We start from the raw sequence: 17,522 nt of genomic DNA, 5'->3' as shown, positions 1-17,522 counted from the left end.
ATGTTACGTATTGCCGACAAAACGTTTGATTCACATCTGTTCACCGGTACCGGAAAATTTGCCTCATCGCAGCTGATGGTCGAGGCGATTCGCGCCTCCGGCAGCCAGATGGTGACGCTGGCGATGAAGCGCGTGGATTTGCGCCAGCATAACGATGCCATTCTGGCCCCGCTTATCGACGCGGGCGTGACGCTGCTGCCTAACACCTCCGGAGCGAAAACCGCTGAAGAGGCGATTTTCGCCGCCCAACTGGCGCGTGAAGCGCTGGGCACAAACTGGCTGAAATTAGAAATCCACCCGGATGCCCGCTGGCTATTGCCGGATCCGATTGAAACGCTAAAAGCTGCCGAAGCGCTGGTGAAACAGGGCTTTGTGGTGCTGCCCTACTGCGGTGCGGATCCGGTACTGTGCAAGCGGCTGGAAGACGTGGGCTGCGCGGCGGTGATGCCGCTCGGCGCGCCTATCGGATCCAACCAGGGGCTGGAAACCAAAGCGATGCTGGAGATTATTATCCAACAGGCGACCGTGCCGGTGGTGGTTGATGCAGGCATCGGCGTCCCCAGCCACGCCACGCAGGCGCTGGAAATGGGCGCCGACGCGGTGCTGGTCAACACGGCGATTGCCGTGGCGGACGATCCGGTGATGATGGCCACCGCTTTCCGTCTGGCGGTTGAAGCGGGCCTTCTGGCGCGCCAGGCGGTACCTGGAAGCAAAAGCTCGCAGGCAAATCCCACCAGCCCGCTAACCGGATTCCTGGAGGCCTTCGCATGAAAACGTTCAGCGACCGCTGGCGACAGCTGGACTGGGACGACATCCGCCTGCGCATCAACGGCAAAACCGCCGCTGACGTGGAGCGCGCCCTCAACGCTTCGCATCTTAGTCGCGACGATCTGATGGCATTGCTCTCTCCTGCCGCCGCCGATTATCTGGAGCCGCTTGCGCAACGGGCGCAAAAGCTCACCCGCCAGCGTTTTGGCAACACGGTGAGCTTTTACGTGCCGTTGTATCTCTCCAACCTTTGTGCCAACGACTGCACCTACTGCGGTTTTTCGATGAGCAACCGTATCAAACGCAAAACGCTGGACGAAGATGAGATACAACGTGAGTGTGCGGCTATCCGTGAGCTGGGCTTTGAGCATCTGCTACTGGTCACCGGTGAACATCAGGCCAAAGTGGGGATGGATTACTTTCGTCGCCATTTGCCTGTCATTCGCCGACAGTTTGCCTCTTTACAGATGGAAGTACAGCCGCTGTCAGAGGCTGAATATGCGGAGCTGAAGACGCTGGGACTGGATGGCGTGATGGTGTATCAGGAGAGCTATCATGAGGCGATTTACGCCCGCCACCATCTGAAGGGGAAAAAGCAGGATTTCTTCTGGCGACTGGAAACGCCGGACCGGCTGGGCCGCGCAGGGATCGACAAAATCGGTCTTGGCGCGTTGATTGGTTTGTCCGACAGCTGGCGGGTTGACTGCTATATGGTAGCTGAACATCTGCTGTGGATGCAGCAGCATTACTGGCAGAGCCGCTACTCTATCTCCTTCCCTCGCCTGCGCCCATGCACCGGAGGCGTTGAGCCTGCATCGATCATGGATGAGCGACAGTTGGTCCAGACCATTTGCGCGTTTCGTTTACTGGCACCAGAAATTGAGCTGTCGCTCTCCACCCGCGAATCGCCATGGTTTCGTGACCATGTGATCCCGTTGGCGATCAACAACGTCAGCGCCTTCTCAAAAACCCAGCCCGGTGGTTATGCCGATAACCACCCCGAACTGGAACAGTTCTCCCCGCACGACGATCGTCGCCCGGAAGCCGTTGCTGAAGCACTGATGGCGCAGGGATTACAGCCCGTGTGGAAAGACTGGGACAGCTATCTGGGACGCGCGGCACAGATGCCCTAAGTCCAACGCTATCGCATAAACAAAAAAACCCGCTTTCGCGGGTTTTTTCTTCACTGGTGCTTAACTGCTCGGGCTCTGGCCTTCATCGCTATCGTAAGCCTTCGTGAAATTATCGGCGTTTACAGCGCGACAACGTTAACAGCAGACGGGCCTTTAGCGCCATTCTCCACGGAGAACTCCACCTTTTGACCTTCGTCTAACGTTTTAAAATCGTTACTCTGGATAGCGGAAAAATGCACAAACACATCCTTGCTACCGTCCTGAGGAGTGATAAAGCCGAAGCCTTTATCAGAGTTAAACCATTTTACTAAACCAGTCATTTTGTTAGACATAGATACTTCCTTTCATGTTTTTGAGCCGCTTATGCAGCGAAGATGGCCTGTTTTGCAGAAATTAACTTATGGGGCACTTAGGGAGGAGGCTCATGAAGAAGAGTATCTGAGGATAACGCTTGAACTGAGAACTGCTTTACTAAAACTGCTTGCATAAGGTCTGTGTTCCAAACCGATGCCGCTATAGTAGACCTACTTCTAATCATTAAGCAAGCATTAATTATTTTAATACCCACTGATTGATGCAATGTTGAACCAACGCGGCTAAGCATCCTGGATAACAGCTTGATCTACAATGAACAAAAGCCCCGACTATTGAAGTCAGGGCTTTACGTTACTACACACCTCAAATTTAACATTAATAAACTTAACGATTTAATACTGCTGATGGTACTACTTTAAAATGTACACGTTTACTACAGATAATATTGGATATTGATACTAACTAAAGCTTTCCTCTATTTACCGTTAAACACATTCCACCCGCTTGATAATAGAACTCAAGGCTGGTGACCTAAACAAGTACACTTCCCCTCGCGACATATACTCTTTGATGCGTTGCCTTATTTCCCTCGTGATAACTAAAAAGCAGAAATCACGAACAATTACTATTAAATCATGGCGTTACATCGTCGCGTTTTACTGATTTTTTGCGATTAGATATATCAACTACGTGGCCTGAAAGCATTGTCGAGGTGAAAAAATAGCGTTTTCAGCATCGACTATCCCATACAAAAATACTTCGTGGCCTTTATCGCAAACCCCAATCAAGCTCTACTAACACTTACTACGTTAACAGCAAACTACAATTTCTCCGCTGTTAAGTATTAACATACGGGTTTAAAAAACGCTGTCAATACTGTTTTTTATAACATGTCTTTATTGACAGTAATTATATATTTCAGCATGTGATAAGCGAGTCAAAAAGCCGCTGGTCCCGGTCCAGATCGCAGGGTTTGGCCTCTTTTTGTAACCGGTTTCAGAAAAAGTGGCTTTCTTTGTGATGCCTTGCACACAATCGTTGCAAAGCAGTTGTTGCTATAGCTGGCTCGCGATAATTATCAACTCACACATGTTGATCGAGACTGCTTATGAAAAACATCGTTTTATGCTGTGCCGCCGGAATGTCCACCAGCATGCTGGTGCAAAGGATGAAAGATGCCGCCCAGAAAAAAGGCGTCGACGTCACTATCAAAGCCGTCCCGGTGGCCGAGTTTGAAGAGAATATCGCTACAGCGGATATCGTTTTGCTCGGTCCACAGGTTAAGTATGAACAGGCCAAGCTACAGGCGATCGCCGACCCACTAGGCAAAAAGGTCGCCGTTATCGACATGATGGATTACGGCATGATGAAAGGCGATACGGTACTGGACAAGGCGCTGAAACTACTGGAGTGATGGTATGGAAGAGTTAGAAACGATCATCATGGAGTTATTGGTAAACGCTGGCGCTGCACGCAGCCAGGCCCTGACGGCATTGCAACTGGCGCGTAAAGGTGATTTCTCCGGTGCAGAACAAGCGATGACGGAATCACGCGAGTACGTTAAACAAGCGCATAAAATCCAGACCCAGCTGATCGGAATTGACGAAGGAACCGGCAAGCTACCGGTTAATCTCATCACCGTCCATTCGCAGGATCACCTGATGAACGCGATGGTGATTCAGGATTTGGCGGGAGATATGATTGAGCTTTATCGGCGGTTACCGCCGGTAAATTAATGACACTGCCGGATGGCTTCGTAGCCTCGTAGACCTGATAAGCGTCATCAGAAATAAACCTGGACATAAAAAAACCCGCCGAAGCGGGTTTTTTATTATGGTCGGCAACGATTAATCGTTGTCAGAACCGCCCAGGCCTGCGTTCAGCAGTTCTGCCAGGCTGGCAGACGCATCTTCAGCAGTCACCTGCGGTGCAGCTGGCAGTTCGCCCGCTGCGCGACGGCGCATACGATCCTGGTGGTACGCGTAACCGGTACCTGCCGGGATCAGACGACCCACGATTACGTTCTCTTTCAGACCGCGCAGTTCATCACGTTTACCTGCAACAGCGGCTTCGGTCAGGACACGCGTGGTTTCCTGGAACGATGCTGCAGAGATGAAGGACTCGGTTGCCAGAGACGCTTTGGTGATACCCAGCAGATCGCGGGAGAACGTTGCACCCACTTTGCCGTTCGCTTCCAGCTCGCGGTTAGCGATCTTGACGCGGGAGTATTCAACCTGCTCGCCTTCCAGGAAGTCGGAGCTACCAGCGCTTTCGATGGTGGCTTTACGCAGCATCTGACGAACGATAACTTCGATGTGTTTATCGTTAATCTTAACACCCTGCAGACGGTATACGTCCTGAACTTCGTTAACAATGTAACGAGTTACAGCATGCACACCACGCAGACGCAGGATGTCGTGCGGCGCTTCCGGACCGTCGGAAACCACGTCACCACGTTCTACACGTTCACCTTCGAACACGTTGAGCTGACGCCATTTCGGAATCATCTCTTCGTACGGCTCGCTACCGTCTACCGGGGTGATAACCAGACGACGTTTACCTTTGGTTTCTTTACCGAAGGAAATGATACCGCTGATTTCAGCCAGGATTGCCGGCTCTTTCGGACGACGTGCTTCGAACAGGTCAGCAACGCGCGGCAGACCACCGGTGATATCCTTGGTACCGCCGGATTCCTGCGGAACACGGGCCAGGGTGTCACCAGAACTGATCTGAACGCCATCTTCCAGCTGAACAATCGCTTTACCCGGCAGGAAGTACTGAGCAGGCATATCGGTGCCTGGGATCAGAACGTCGTTGCCCTGAGCATCAACAATTTTCAGTGCCGGACGCAGGTCTTTACCACCCGCAGTACGCTCTGCAGAATCCAGAACCACCAGAGAAGACAGACCGGTCAGCTCGTCGGTCTGACGAGTAATGGTCTGGCCGTCGATCATGTCAGTGAAGCGGACAAAACCACTCACTTCGGTGATAACCGGCATGGTGTGCGGATCCCAGTTTGCTACGGTTTCGCCGCCAGCAACCTGTTCGCCATCACCTTTCGCCATAACGGAGCCGTAAGGCACTTTATAGCTTTCTTTGGTACGGCCGAATTCGTCGATCAGTTTCAGTTCGGTGTTACGTGAGGTGATAACCAGTTTACCGCTGGAGTTAACAACCGACTTCGCATTGCTCAGACGGATGCTACCTTTGTTTTTCACCTGGATGCTGGATTCAGCAGCCGCACGAGATGCCGCACCACCGATGTGGAACGTACGCATCGTCAGCTGTGTACCCGGTTCACCGATGGACTGTGCCGCGATAACACCGATTGCTTCACCTTTGTTGATGATGTGGCCACGCGCCAGGTCACGACCGTAGCAGTGCGCACATACACCAAAGTCGGTGTCACAAGATACAACAGAACGGACTTTAACGGAGTCAACGGAGTTCTCTTCCAGCAGGTCACACCACTGTTCGTGCAGCAGCGTGTTGCGTGGAACCAGAATATCCGCCGTACCCGGCTTCAGAACGTCTTCAGCAGTTACACGACCCAGAACGCGATCGCGCAGCGGCTCTTTAACATCACCACCCTCGATAACCGGGGTCATGGTGATGCCTTCCAGAGTGCCGCAATCGTCTTCAGTAACAACCAGGTCCTGCGCAACGTCGACCAGACGACGAGTCAGATAACCGGAGTTCGCTGTTTTCAGTGCGGTATCCGCCAGACCTTTACGCGCACCGTGAGTAGAGATGAAGTACTGGAGTACGTTCAGACCTTCACGGAAGTTCGCGGTGATTGGCGTTTCGATGATGGAGCCATCTGGCTTCGCCATCAGACCACGCATACCGGCCAGCTGACGAATCTGTGCTGCAGAACCACGCGCACCGGAGTCGGCCATCATGTAGATGCTGTTGAAGGAAACCTGCTGCTCTTCTACGCCGTCACGGTTAATAACGGTTTCGGTTTGCAGGTTATCCATCATCGCTTTGGATACACGATCGTTTGCCGCAGCCCAGATATCGATAACTTTGTTATAGCGTTCGCCCGCGGTTACCAGACCGGACTGGAACTGCTCCTGGATCTCAGCAACTTCAGCTTCCGCTTCAGAGATGATCTCGTGTTTCTTCTCTGGGATGACCATGTCATCAATACCAACAGATGCACCTGAACGCGCTGCATAAGCAAAGCCGGTGTACATTGTCTGGTCAGCGAAGATAACGGTCGGCTTCAGGCCCAGAATGCGGTAACAGGTGTTCAGCATTTTGGAGATAGCTTTCTTGCCCAGCGCCTGGTTGACGATGGAGAAAGGCAGACCTTTCGGTACGATCATCCACAGAATGGCGCGACCAACGGTCGTGTCTTTCAGACTGGTGTGCGCAACGAATTCGCCGTTTTCATCTTTTTCGTATTCAGTGATACGCACTTTAACGCGCGCATGCAGAGAGGCCAGACCTGCGCGATAGATACGCTCAGCTTCTTTCGGGCCAGTCAGCACCATGCCTTCGCCTTTGGCGTTAACACAGTCACGGGTCATGTAGTACAGACCCAATACAACGTCCTGAGACGGAACGATGATAGGTTCGCCGTTCGCCGGAGACAGGATGTTGTTGGTAGACATCATCAGCGCACGCGCTTCGAGCTGGGCTTCCAGCGTCAGCGGTACGTGAACAGCCATCTGGTCACCATCGAAGTCGGCGTTATATGCCGCACAAACCAGCGGGTGAAGCTGGATAGCTTTACCTTCGATCAGTACCGGTTCAAATGCCTGGATACCCAGACGGTGCAGTGTTGGTGCACGGTTCAGCAGTACCGGGTGTTCGCGGATAACTTCGTCCAGGATATCCCAAACGACAGCTTCTTCACGCTCAACCATTTTCTTAGCGGCTTTGATGGTGGTGGCCAGGCCACGCAGTTCCAGCTTGCCGTAGATGAACGGTTTGAACAGTTCCAGTGCCATTTTCTTCGGCAGGCCGCACTGATGCAGACGCAGGTATGGACCTACGGTGATAACAGAACGACCGGAGTAGTCAACACGCTTACCGAGCAAGTTCTGACGGAAACGACCCTGCTTACCTTTGATCATGTCGGCCAAAGATTTCAGAGGACGTTTGTTAGAACCGGTGATCGCACGACCGCGACGACCGTTATCCAGCAGGGCGTCAACCGCTTCCTGCAGCATACGTTTTTCGTTGCGTACGATGATGTCCGGCGCAGCCAGATCCAGCAGACGCTTCAGACGGTTGTTACGGTTGATAACGCGACGATACAGATCGTTCAGATCCGACGTTGCGAAACGACCACCATCCAGCGGAACCAGCGGACGCAGATCTGGCGGCAGAACCGGCAGAACGGTCAGGATCATCCACTCTGGCTTGTTGCCAGACTGTACGAAGGCTTCCAGCAGTTTGATACGCTTGGTCAGCTTCTTACGCTTGGTTTCGGAGTTGGTTTCGTTCAGCTCTTCGCGCAGAGTTTCACACTCTTGCTCCAGATCCATGCTCTTCAGCAGGGCCTGGATTGCTTCCGCACCCATCTTCGCGTCAAATTCGTCACCGAACTCTTCCAGCGCGTCCAGATACTGCTCTTCAGTCAGGATCTGTTGACGTTCCAGGTTAGTCATACCGCCTTCGATAACCACATAAGATTCGAAGTACAGTACGCGTTCGATATCGCGCAGCGGCATATCAAGCAGCAGACCGATACGGGACGGCAGAGATTTCAGGAACCAGATGTGAGCAGTCGGAGACGCCAGCTCGATGTGGCCCATACGCTCACGGCGTACTTTAGTCTGGGTCACTTCAACGCCGCACTTCTCACAGATCACACCACGGTGTTTCAGGCGCTTGTACTTACCGCACAGGCACTCGTAGTCTTTTACCGGCCCAAAGATACGGGCGCAGAAAAGGCCGTCACGTTCAGGTTTGAACGTACGGTAGTTGATGGTTTCCGGCTTCTTAACTTCACCGAAAGACCATGAACGGATCATGTCTGGCGAGGCCAGAGCAATTTTGATCGCATCAAACTCTTCGGTTTTAGTCTGCGCTTTCAGAAACTTTAATAAATCTTTCACGGATTTGCTCCCGTCGGAGTTAGCACAATCTGGCGCTGGCTGTTACGCCAGCACCAGTGACCTGTTTGATCGAGAGTTACTCGTCTTCCAGCTCGATGTTGATACCCAGCGAACGAATCTCTTTCAACAGTACGTTGAAGGATTCCGGCATGCCTGGTTCCATCTGATGGTTGCCGTCCACGATGTTTTTATACATCTTAGTACGACCGTTCACGTCATCAGACTTAACGGTGAGCATTTCCTGCAGGGTGTATGCTGCGCCATATGCTTCCAGCGCCCACACTTCCATCTCCCCGAAGCGCTGACCACCGAACTGCGCCTTACCACCCAGCGGCTGCTGAGTAACCAGGCTGTAAGAACCGGTAGAACGCGCATGCATCTTGTCATCAACCAGGTGGTTCAGTTTCAGCATGTACATGTAGCCAACGGTAACCTGGCGCTCGAACTGCTCACCGGTACGACCGTCGAACAGTGTGATCTGACCGGAAGTCGGCAGGCCACCCAGCTGTAACAGTTCCTTGATTTCAGACTCTTTCGCACCGTCGAATACCGGCGTTGCGATCGGCATACCTTTTTTCAGGTTTTCAGCCAGACGCAGAACTTCTTCATCACTGAAGGTATTCAGGTCAACTTTCTGACGAACATCTGAACCCAGATCGTAAGCACGCTGGATGAATTCGCGCAGTTTCGCGACTTCCTGCTGCTGTTTCAGCATGGCGTTGATCTTATCGCCGATACCTTTTGCAGCCATACCCAGGTGGGTTTCAAGGATCTGACCGATGTTCATACGCGATGGTACGCCCAGCGGGTTCAGTACGATATCTACCGGCGTACCGTTAGCATCGTGTGGCATATCTTCGATCGGGTTGATCTTAGAGATTACACCCTTGTTACCGTGACGACCTGCCATCTTGTCACCAGGCTGGATCCGACGTTTAACCGCCAGATAAACCTTAACAATCTTCAGCACGCCCGGTGCCAGATCATCGCCCTGAGTGATTTTACGGCGCTTCGCTTCGAGTTTTTTCTCGAATTCGTGTTTCAGTTCGTCGTACTGCTCAGCCAGTTGTTCCAGCTGATTCTGTTTTTCTTCGTCGGTCAGGCCGAGTTCTAACCAGCGGTCACGCGGCAGTTTGTCGAGCTTCTCAGCTTCAACACCACCAGAAACCAGCACAGCGTAGATACGGCTGAACAGGCCAGCTTCGAGGATCTGCAGTTCTTCAGACAGGTCTTTTTTCGCCTGCTTCAGCTGCATCTCTTCGATTTCCAGCGCACGTTTGTCTTTTTCTACGCCATCGCGAGTAAAGACCTGAACGTCGATAATCGTACCGGAAACACCGTTTGGCACGCGCAGAGAAGAGTCTTTAACGTCAGACGCTTTCTCACCGAAGATCGCACGCAGCAGCTTCTCTTCTGGCGTCAGCTGGGTTTCACCTTTCGGCGTTACCTTACCAACCAGAATGTCGCCACCGGTCACTTCCGCACCGATATAAACGATACCGGATTCATCCAGTTTGGAGAGCGCAGCTTCACCCACGTTCGGGATGTCAGCGGTGATCTCTTCTGGCCCCAGCTTGGTGTCACGGGACACACATGCCAGTTCCTGAATGTGGATGGTGGTGAAACGGTCTTCCTGGACAACACGCTCGGATACGAGAATGGAGTCTTCGAAGTTGTAACCATTCCATGGCATGAATGCCACGCGCATGTTCTGGCCCAGCGCCAGTTCACCGAGGTCGGTGGACGGACCGTCTGCCAGCACATCACCACGTTCAACCGGCTCGCCCAGAGATACGCAAGGCATCTGGTTGATACAGGTATTCTGGTTAGAACGGGTGTATTTGGTCAGGTTATAAATGTCGATACCTGCTTCGCCCGGGTACATCTCGTCTTCGTTAACTTTGATAACGATACGGGAAGCATCCACGTACTGAACAGTACCGCCACGTTTAGCAACTGCAGTAACACCGGAGTCAACGGCAACAGCACGTTCCATACCGGTACCAACCAGCGGCTTATCAGCGCGCAGAGTCGGAACCGCCTGACGTTGCATGTTCGCACCCATCAATGCACGGTTGGCGTCATCGTGTTCCAGGAACGGGATCAGGGACGCACCGACGGATACCACCTGCTGGGTGGATACGTCCATGTAGTCAACCTGATCACGGCTGAACAAGCTGGATTCGCCTTTGCTACGGCAGGTAACCAGATCTTCTACAAAGTGGCCTTCGTCATCCAGGTTGGAGTTCGCCTGAGCGATAACGTAGTTGCCTTCTTCGATAGCAGACAGGTAATGAATTTCGTCAGTTACAACACCGTCGGTCACTTTACGGTACGGAGTCTCGAGGAAGCCGTATTCGTTAGTCTGTGCATACACGGACAGGGAGTTGATCAGACCGATGTTCGGACCTTCAGGCGTTTCGATTGGACATACGCGACCGTAGTGAGTCGGGTGTACGTCTCGAACTTCGAAGCCTGCGCGTTCACGGGTCAGACCGCCTGGGCCGAGTGCAGAGATACGACGTTTGTGCGTAATCTCAGACAGCGGGTTGTTCTGGTCCATAAACTGAGACAGCTGGCTGGAACCAAAGAACTCTTTCACTGCTGCAGAAATCGGCTTGGCGTTGATCATATCCTGAGGCATCAGGGTATCCAGATCGCCCAGAGAGAGACGCTCTTTCACCGCACGCTCAACACGTACCAGGCCAACGCGGAACTGGTTTTCCGCCATTTCGCCTACGGAACGGATACGACGGTTGCCGAGGTGGTCGATATCATCGACTTCGCCTTTACCGTTACGGATATCGATGAGCTTCTTCATCACTTCGATGATGTCGTCTTTGCTCAGGATACCGGAACCTTCGATTTCGTCGCGCAGCAGAGAACGGTTGAACTTCATACGACCGACCGCAGACAGGTCATAGCGGTCTTCGGAGAAGAACAGGTTCTCGAACAGGCTTTCAGCAGCTTCACGAGTCGGCGGCTCACCAGGGCGCATCATGCGGTAGATTTCTACCAGCGCGCTCAGACGATCGTTGGTAGGGTCGACGCGTACAGTTTCAGAAATGTACGGACCGTGGTCCAGATCGTTAGTGAACAGCGTTTCGATACGCTTGTGACCAGACTGGCTCAGCTTAGCCAGCAGATCCAGGCTCAGCTCCATGTTAGCTGCGCAGATCAGCTCGCCAGTAGATTCGTCAACGTAGTCTTTAGCCGCAACTTTACCAGCAATGTATTCAACCGGAACTTCGATATGTTTGATATCGTCTTTTTCCAGTTGGCGAATGTGGCGCGCAGTGATGCGACGGCCTTTTTCGACGTAGACTTTGCCGTTAGCTTCAATGTCAAAGGAGGCGGTTTCACCACGCAGGCGTTCCGGCACCAGTTCCATCTGCAGCTTGTTGTCGCGAATTTCGAAAACAACTTTTTCAAAGAACAGGTCAAGGATCTGCTCAGTGGTGTAGTTCAGTGCACGCAGAATAATGGTCGCAGGCAGTTTACGGCGACGGTCAATACGTACGAACAGGTTGTCCTTCGGATCGAATTCGAAGTCCAGCCAGGAACCACGGTAAGGGATGATGCGCGCGTTATACAGCACTTTACCCGAAGAGTGGGTTTTACCTTTGTCGGAGTCAAAGAAGACGCCAGGACTACGGTGCAGCTGAGAAACGATAACACGCTCAGTACCATTGATTACAAAGGTACCGTTGTCAGTCATGAGCGGAATTTCGCCCATGTAGACTTCTTGTTCTTTAATGTCTTTTACGGTGCCTTCCGGCGCTTCGCGCTCGTAGATCACCAGACGCAGTTTTACGCGCAGCGGTGCGGAATAGGTCACGCCACGGATCTGACATTCCTGAACGTCAAACACCGGTTCGCCAAGGCGGTAGCTGACGTATTGCAGCTCGGAATTACCGCTGTAGCTCTGAATCGGGAAAACGGAACGGAAAGCTGCTTCCAGACCATACTGCCCTTCAGGATCTTGCTCGATGAACTTCTGAAACGAGTCAAGCTGGATAGAAAGGAGATAAGGTATGTCCAACACTTGTGGACGTTTACCAAAATCCTTACGAATACGTTTTTTCTCGGTATAGGAGTAAACCATTAGGGTTCCTCAGCTCGCTGACAAGTCGACCCATCTGTCCGACGAAGGGACAGTTTGTGCAACACTATTTTGTTGACCGGAAAATCGAATACTTTCCGCAATGCCTGTTGCTATCACGCTTAAACCATTTCATTGCGATTTACACAGAACTGATGCTCTGTCGCAGTATATTAAGACGTCGATAGAAACAAGCATTGAAAGGCACAGCAGTAGTCAAACAGTGTGAAATGCTACTGGCACCTTACAGCGCAAAAAGGCTGGTGACTAAAAAGTCACCAGCCATCAGCCTAATTTCTTAGGCTGCAACCAGAAAAGTTGGCTTATTTAACTTCAACTTCAGCGCCAGCTTCTTCCAGAGATTTTTTCAGTGCTTCTGCGTCGTCTTTGCTGATGCCTTCTTTCAGGGCAGCCGGAGCAGATTCTACCAGGTCTTTAGCTTCTTTCAGACCCAGGCCAGTTGCGCCACGTACTGCTTTGATAACAGCAACTTTGTTAGCGCCAGCAGCTTTCAGAATTACGTCGAATTCAGTTTTTTCTTCAGCAGCTTCAGCCGGGCCAGCAGCTACAGCTACAGCAGCAGCAGCGGAAACACCGAATTTTTCTTCCATTGCAGAGATCAGTTCTACAACGTCCATTACGGACATAGCGGATACTGCTTCAATGATTTGATCTTTAGTGATAGACATTTAAATTGTTCCTGAAAATCAGAATAAGTTTATACGTAAGCAGATGCTTGAGAAAGATAACTGCGATTAAGCAGCTTCTTTCGCATCGCGTACAGCAGCCAGAGTACGAACCAGTTTGCCAGCCGAAGCTTCTTTCATGGTTGCCATCAGGCGTGCAATTGCTTCTTCGTAGGTCGGCAGAGTTGCCAGGCGATCGATTTGCGATGCCGGGATCAATTCACCTTCAAAGGCTGCGGCTTTGACCTCAAATTTTGCATTCGCTTTCGCGAACTCTTTGAACAGACGAGCAGCAGCGCCCGGGTGTTCCATAGAGTATGCAATCAGGGTCGGACCAACAAACGTGTCTTTCAGGCACTCGAACTGAGTACCTTCAACGACGCGGCGCAGCAGGGTGTTACGAACAACACGCATGTATACGCCAGCTTCACGACCTGCTTTACGCAGTTCAGTCATTTTATCTACAGTTACGCCACGGGAATCCGCAACTACTGCAGACAGCGCGCCTTTGGCTACTTCGCTGACTTCAGCAACAATCGCTTGTTTGTCTTGAAGATTTAAAGCCATTAGCTTTGCTCCTGGATGTTTGCCGGAACTCATGTTCCGGAACTCACTTCACTCTCCCCAACGGAGAGAGCGTCTAAATACGGTGAGCAGAAACAAGCCAGAGTATCAGAAATAATCTTAGCGTTCTGTCACCGTCTACGCAGGGCATTAAGTTTCTTACGAAACACCTGCGGTCTTCGACGGAGGCCTGGATAGGCCAGGCTCCAACGAACAAATCTTGTCTATCTGTCGCTATTCAATCTGTGCCGGCGTTGACTGCCTTCGTTCACACCAGTCACATAGTTAACTATGCTCCTGGCGATTCACTCAGTTGTCGCCTTGCCACAGCCTGAATATCTCGGATATACGTCTGCAATTAGCAGAAACGTGGGGGTAAGATTGTAGACAAAATCACCGCCCACGTAAAGGCGAATATTAGTTCGCCACAGTCGCAGTCAGACCGGACTGATCAACGGCAACACCAGCACCCATGGTGGTGGAGATGCTAACTTTCTTGATGTACACGCCTTTAGCCTGAGTCGGTTTCGCTTTTTTCAGCGCAACCAGCAGAGATTCCAGGTTTTCTTTCAGTTTGTCAGCGTCAAAATCCACTTTACCGATGGTGGTATGGATGATGCCGTTTTTGTCGTTACGGTAACGAACCTGACCTGCTTTAGCGTTCTTAACCGCTTCAGCAACGTTAGGGGTTACAGTACCAACTTTCGGGTTTGGCATCAGGCCGCGCGGGCCCAGAACCTGGCCCAGCTGGCCAACAACGCGCATTGCATCCGGGGAAGCAATAACAACGTCAAAGTTCATTTCGCCTTTCTTGATCTGGTCAGCCAGATCTTCCATACCTACCAGCTCAGCGCCTGCAGCTTTAGCAGCTTCAGCGTTTGCGCCCTGGGCAAATACGGCTACGCGAACGGAACGGCCAGTACCGTGCGGCAGTACAGTTGCACCACGTACGTTCTGGTCAGATTTACGAGCATCGATGCCGAGGTTAACGGCAACGTCTACGCTTTCTACGAATTTAGCAGTGGCCAGCTCTTTCAGCAGAGCAATAGCTTCGTTGATGTCGTACTGTTTAGTTGCATCAACTTTGTCACGGATCACGCGCATACGCTTGGTCAGTTTAGCCATTTCTTAGTCCTCCACTACCAGGCCCATGGAACGTGCAGTACCTTCAATGGAGCGAGTCATCGCTTCAATGTCGGCACCAGTCATGTCGGCAGCTTTGGTCTGCGCGATTTCCTGCAGCTGAGCGCGGGAAATTTTACCCACTTTGTCTTTGTTCGGCTTACCGGAACCAGACTTGATACCAGCCGCTTTCTTCAGCAGAACTGCTGCCGGAGGCGTTTTGGTAACGAAAGTGAAAGAACGGTCAGCGTAAACGGTGATAACAACCGGGATCGGCAGACCTTTTTCCATGGAATCAGTTTTTGCGTTGAACGCTTTGCAGAATTCCATGATGTTCACGCCTTGTTGACCCAGTGCTGGACCTACCGGCGGACTCGGGTTAGCCATACCAGCTGCAACTTGCAGCTTGACGTAGGCCTGGACTTTCTTAGCCATTCTAAATTCCTCTAGTTGGGTTATAGCGCCTCAAGGAGGCTCCCCGTGATTAAATTCGTTTTACGGACAGGGTCCATAAAAACAAAAGGCGCGAAATTGTATTCCAATCTCGCGCCTTGTGCAACGATTAAATCGCCGCTTTTTTGATCGCTGTTTAGGCTTTTTCTACCTGGGCAAAGTCCAGTTCTACCGGGGTCGCACGACCAAAGATAGAAACAGAGACTTTCAGGCGGGACTTCTCGTAGTCCACTTCTTCAACCACGCCGTTAAAGTCAGCAAACGGACCGTCACTAACGCGAACCATTTCACCTGGCTCAAACATCGTTTTCGGACGCGGTTTATCACCAACCTGCTGCAGACGGTTCATGATCGCATCAACTTCTTTGTCGCTGATCGGCGCCGGACGGTCAGATGTACCACCGATAAAGCCCATCACACGCGGCACGCTACGCACCAGGTGCCAGCTTGCGTCATTCATCACCATCTGGACCAGTACATAGCCCGGGAAGAATTTACGTTCGCTCTTGCGACGCTGGCCACCACGGATTTCGACCACTTCTTCGGTCGGCACCATGACTTCGCCAAACAGCTCTTCCATATTTTGTAACTTGATATATTCGCGCAGCGACGTGGCTACGCGGCCTTCAAAACCGGAAAACGCCTGAACGACGTACCAGCGCTTTTTAGGGGCTTCAGACATCTTAGAACCTCAGGCCAGTGATAAAGGATACCAGGCGAACCAGAATACCATCCAGTCCCCACAGGATCAGTGACATTACTGCGGTAACCGCAGCCACAATTAATGTGGTGTGCAATGTTTCCTGGCGAGTTGGCCAAATGACCTTACGGACTTCGGTTCTCGCTTCACGGGCAAAAGCAACGGTCGCTTTACCTTTTGTTGTCAACAGCGCGACACCACCCGCTGCGGCAATCAGAATCACTACGGCCAGCGCACGCAGCGGCAGCATCATGTCACGATAGAGGTAGTTGCCAACGATAGCTACAAGCAGCAATACAGCGACAACAACCCACTTCATCGCTTCCAGGCCGCGCCCGCTTCCTTGAGCTTCGGTATTCGCACTCATAAACCAACCTGTCAGAAGTATTCTACAAACATTTTCACCCCGCGTAAGCGAGGCGATCCAAACCGAAATGCTCTGGTGCGTTTCGGACTAAACGCCCTCTTCAGAGCCTGTCTCAGCAATGATTATGACAAAAAAAATCACTGATGAGCCAGGTTCTGGTGTGAAAGCGTGCAAAAAGGGCATCAAATGATGCCCTTTTATTGCGCATTGCGTCAAATGTTATTCGGCAATTAGCTCATTACTTTGGCAACAACGCCCGCACCAACAGTACGGCCGCCTTCACGGATTGCGAAACGCAGACCGTCGTCCATCGCGATTGGGTGGATCAGGGTAACAACCATTTTGATGTTGTCGCCCGGCATTACCATCTCTACGCCTTCCGGCAGTTCGATGGTACCAGTCACGTCAGTAGTACGGAAGTAGAACTGCGGACGGTAGCCTTTGAAGAACGGAGTATGACGGCCGCCTTCGTCTTTGGACAGAATGTACACTTCAGATTCGAACTTGGTGTGCGGCTTGATAGAGCCCGGCTTAGCCAGTACCTGACCACGTTCGATTTCTTCACGTTTGATACCACGCAGCAGAACACCAACGTTCTCACCAGCACGGCCTTCGTCCAGCAGTTTGCGGAACATTTCAACGCCAGTACAGGTAGACTTAGCAGTCTCTTTGATACCAACGATTTCAACTTCTTCACCAACTTTGATGATACCGCGCTCTACACGACCGGTAACAACGGTACCACGACCGGAGATGGAGAATACGTCTTCGATAGGCAGCAGGAACGGCTTGTCAATCGCACGCTCTGGTTCTGGGATGTAAGAATCCAGGAAGCCAGCCAGTTCGATGATTTTCGCTTCCCACTCTGCTTCGCCTTCCAGCGCTTTCAGAGCAGAACCACGAACGATCGGAGTGTCGTCGCCCGGGAAATCGTACTGAGACAGAAGTTCACGAACTTCCATTTCTACCAGTTCCAGCAGCTCTTCGTCATCAACCATGTCGCATTTGTTCAGGAACACGATGATGTACGGAACGCCTACCTGACGACCCAGCAGGATGTGCTCACGAGTCTGCGGCATCGGGCCGTCAGTCGCAGCAACAACCAGGATCGCGCCGTCCATCTGCGCAGCACCGGTGATCATGTTTTTAACATAGTCGGCGTGGCCCGGGCAGTCTACGTGTGCGTAGTGGCGAGTCGGGGTGTCATATTCAACGTGAGAAGTGTTGATGGTGATACCACG

The 17,522-nt window shown here is 51.9% G+C and carries 14 protein-coding genes; 4 read left to right on the top strand and 10 right to left on the bottom strand.

From position 1 onward, the window contains the following. Window positions 1–771, top strand: coding sequence for a thiazole synthase (thiG, locus tag OGV74_RS03560; protein WP_086504746.1), 771 nt, complete (start codon window positions 1–3; stop codon window positions 769–771). Further along, a complete protein-coding gene (thiH, locus tag OGV74_RS03555; protein ID WP_071697003.1) occupies window positions 768–1,901 on the top strand; it encodes a 2-iminoacetate synthase ThiH in 1,134 nt (377 codons plus the stop codon). The genes thiG and thiH overlap by 4 nt, the downstream gene beginning before the upstream one ends. A 119-nt stretch (window positions 1,902–2,020) precedes the next feature. Here the strand turns inward: thiH and cspG are convergent, their stop codons facing one another. Continuing rightward, complete coding sequence (gene cspG, locus OGV74_RS03550; protein WP_003033098.1) at window positions 2,021–2,233, bottom strand: cold shock protein CspG; 213 nt, start codon at window positions 2,231–2,233, stop codon at window positions 2,021–2,023. A 1,091-nt stretch (window positions 2,234–3,324) separates the two neighbouring features. Here cspG and OGV74_RS03545 point away from each other — a divergent pair. Together OGV74_RS03545 and OGV74_RS03540 are read left to right on the top strand one after the other, a co-directional pair. Next, window positions 3,325–3,630 carry a PTS sugar transporter subunit IIB gene (locus OGV74_RS03545; protein ID WP_086504745.1) on the top strand — a complete coding sequence of 102 codons (306 nt, stop codon included), beginning with the start codon at window positions 3,325–3,327 and terminating at the stop codon, window positions 3,628–3,630. A 4-nt stretch (window positions 3,631–3,634) separates the two neighbouring features. Continuing rightward, on the top strand, window positions 3,635–3,952 hold the full coding sequence (locus tag OGV74_RS03540; protein WP_003033104.1) for a PTS lactose/cellobiose transporter subunit IIA: 318 nt from the start codon (window positions 3,635–3,637) through the stop codon (window positions 3,950–3,952). 111 nt (window positions 3,953–4,063) lie between these two features. On the opposite strand, the gene rpoC is transcribed toward OGV74_RS03540, so the two are convergent. The 9 genes from rpoC to tuf form a co-directional block, all read right to left on the bottom strand. After that, window positions 4,064–8,287 (bottom strand): DNA-directed RNA polymerase subunit beta', encoded by a 4,224-nt coding sequence (gene rpoC / locus OGV74_RS03535; protein WP_003033107.1) that lies wholly within the window; start codon window positions 8,285–8,287, stop codon window positions 4,064–4,066. A 76-nt stretch (window positions 8,288–8,363) separates the two neighbouring features. Further along, window positions 8,364–12,392, bottom strand: a complete 4,029-nt coding sequence (gene rpoB, locus OGV74_RS03530; protein ID WP_003033111.1) for a DNA-directed RNA polymerase subunit beta — start codon at window positions 12,390–12,392, stop codon at window positions 8,364–8,366. A 320-nt stretch (window positions 12,393–12,712) separates the two neighbouring features. Next, window positions 12,713–13,078 carry a 50S ribosomal protein L7/L12 gene (gene rplL / locus OGV74_RS03525; protein ID WP_003033114.1) on the bottom strand — a complete coding sequence of 122 codons (366 nt, stop codon included), beginning with the start codon at window positions 13,076–13,078 and terminating at the stop codon, window positions 12,713–12,715. Between the two features lie 66 nt (window positions 13,079–13,144). Further along, window positions 13,145–13,642, bottom strand: a complete 498-nt coding sequence (gene rplJ / locus OGV74_RS03520) for a 50S ribosomal protein L10 (RefSeq protein WP_001207203.1) — start codon at window positions 13,640–13,642, stop codon at window positions 13,145–13,147. 414 nt (window positions 13,643–14,056) lie between these two features. After that, the gene (gene rplA / locus OGV74_RS03515; protein ID WP_003033119.1) at window positions 14,057–14,764 is read right to left on the bottom strand and encodes a 50S ribosomal protein L1; all 708 of its coding nucleotides are present in this window, start codon (window positions 14,762–14,764) and stop codon (window positions 14,057–14,059) included. A gap of 3 nt (window positions 14,765–14,767) precedes the next feature. Further along, window positions 14,768–15,196 carry a 50S ribosomal protein L11 gene (gene rplK / locus OGV74_RS03510; protein ID WP_006688357.1) on the bottom strand — a complete coding sequence of 143 codons (429 nt, stop codon included), beginning with the start codon at window positions 15,194–15,196 and terminating at the stop codon, window positions 14,768–14,770. 154 nt (window positions 15,197–15,350) lie between these two features. Further along, on the bottom strand, window positions 15,351–15,896 hold the full coding sequence (gene nusG / locus OGV74_RS03505) for a transcription termination/antitermination protein NusG (protein WP_003033125.1): 546 nt from the start codon (window positions 15,894–15,896) through the stop codon (window positions 15,351–15,353). A 1-nt stretch (window position 15,897) separates the two neighbouring features. Continuing rightward, entirely contained in the window at window positions 15,898–16,281 is a 384-nt protein-coding gene (gene secE / locus OGV74_RS03500) for a preprotein translocase subunit SecE (RefSeq protein WP_003033128.1), read from the bottom strand. A 230-nt stretch (window positions 16,282–16,511) separates the two neighbouring features. Next, window positions 16,512–17,522: elongation factor Tu (gene tuf, locus OGV74_RS03495; protein WP_127674166.1), on the bottom strand; the 1,011-nt coding region annotated here is incomplete at its 5' end.

Source organism: Citrobacter sp. Cf116 (assembly GCF_030336505.1).
GTDB classification, from domain to species: Bacteria; Pseudomonadota; Gammaproteobacteria; order Enterobacterales; family Enterobacteriaceae; genus Citrobacter; species Citrobacter freundii.
Note: the sequence above shows the minus strand (reverse complement) of the source record. Positions and strands in the feature narration are given on the sequence as shown.

Excerpts from the sequence above, each read along its gene's own strand:
- nusG (WP_003033125.1), bottom strand. The coding sequence starts at position 15,896 with ATGTCTGAAGCCCCTAAAAAGCGCTGGTACGTCGTTCAGGCGTTTTCC.
- rplK (WP_006688357.1), bottom strand. The coding sequence starts at position 15,196 with ATGGCTAAGAAAGTCCAGGCCTACGTCAAGCTGCAAGTTGCAGCTGGT.
- secE (WP_003033128.1), bottom strand. The coding sequence starts at position 16,281 with ATGAGTGCGAATACCGAAGCTCAAGGAAGCGGGCGCGGCCTGGAAGCG.
- rpoB (WP_003033111.1), bottom strand. The coding sequence starts at position 12,392 with ATGGTTTACTCCTATACCGAGAAAAAACGTATTCGTAAGGATTTTGGT.
- rplJ (WP_001207203.1), bottom strand. The coding sequence starts at position 13,642 with ATGGCTTTAAATCTTCAAGACAAACAAGCGATTGTTGCTGAAGTCAGC.
- thiG (WP_086504746.1), top strand. The coding sequence starts at position 1 with ATGTTACGTATTGCCGACAAAACGTTTGATTCACATCTGTTCACCGGT.
- OGV74_RS03540 (WP_003033104.1), top strand. The coding sequence starts at position 3,635 with ATGGAAGAGTTAGAAACGATCATCATGGAGTTATTGGTAAACGCTGGC.
- rplA (WP_003033119.1), bottom strand. The coding sequence starts at position 14,764 with ATGGCTAAACTGACCAAGCGTATGCGCGTGATCCGTGACAAAGTTGAT.
- cspG (WP_003033098.1), bottom strand. The coding sequence starts at position 2,233 with ATGTCTAACAAAATGACTGGTTTAGTAAAATGGTTTAACTCTGATAAA.
- rplL (WP_003033114.1), bottom strand. The coding sequence starts at position 13,078 with ATGTCTATCACTAAAGATCAAATCATTGAAGCAGTATCCGCTATGTCC.
- OGV74_RS03545 (WP_086504745.1), top strand. The coding sequence starts at position 3,325 with ATGAAAAACATCGTTTTATGCTGTGCCGCCGGAATGTCCACCAGCATG.
- thiH (WP_071697003.1), top strand. The coding sequence starts at position 768 with ATGAAAACGTTCAGCGACCGCTGGCGACAGCTGGACTGGGACGACATC.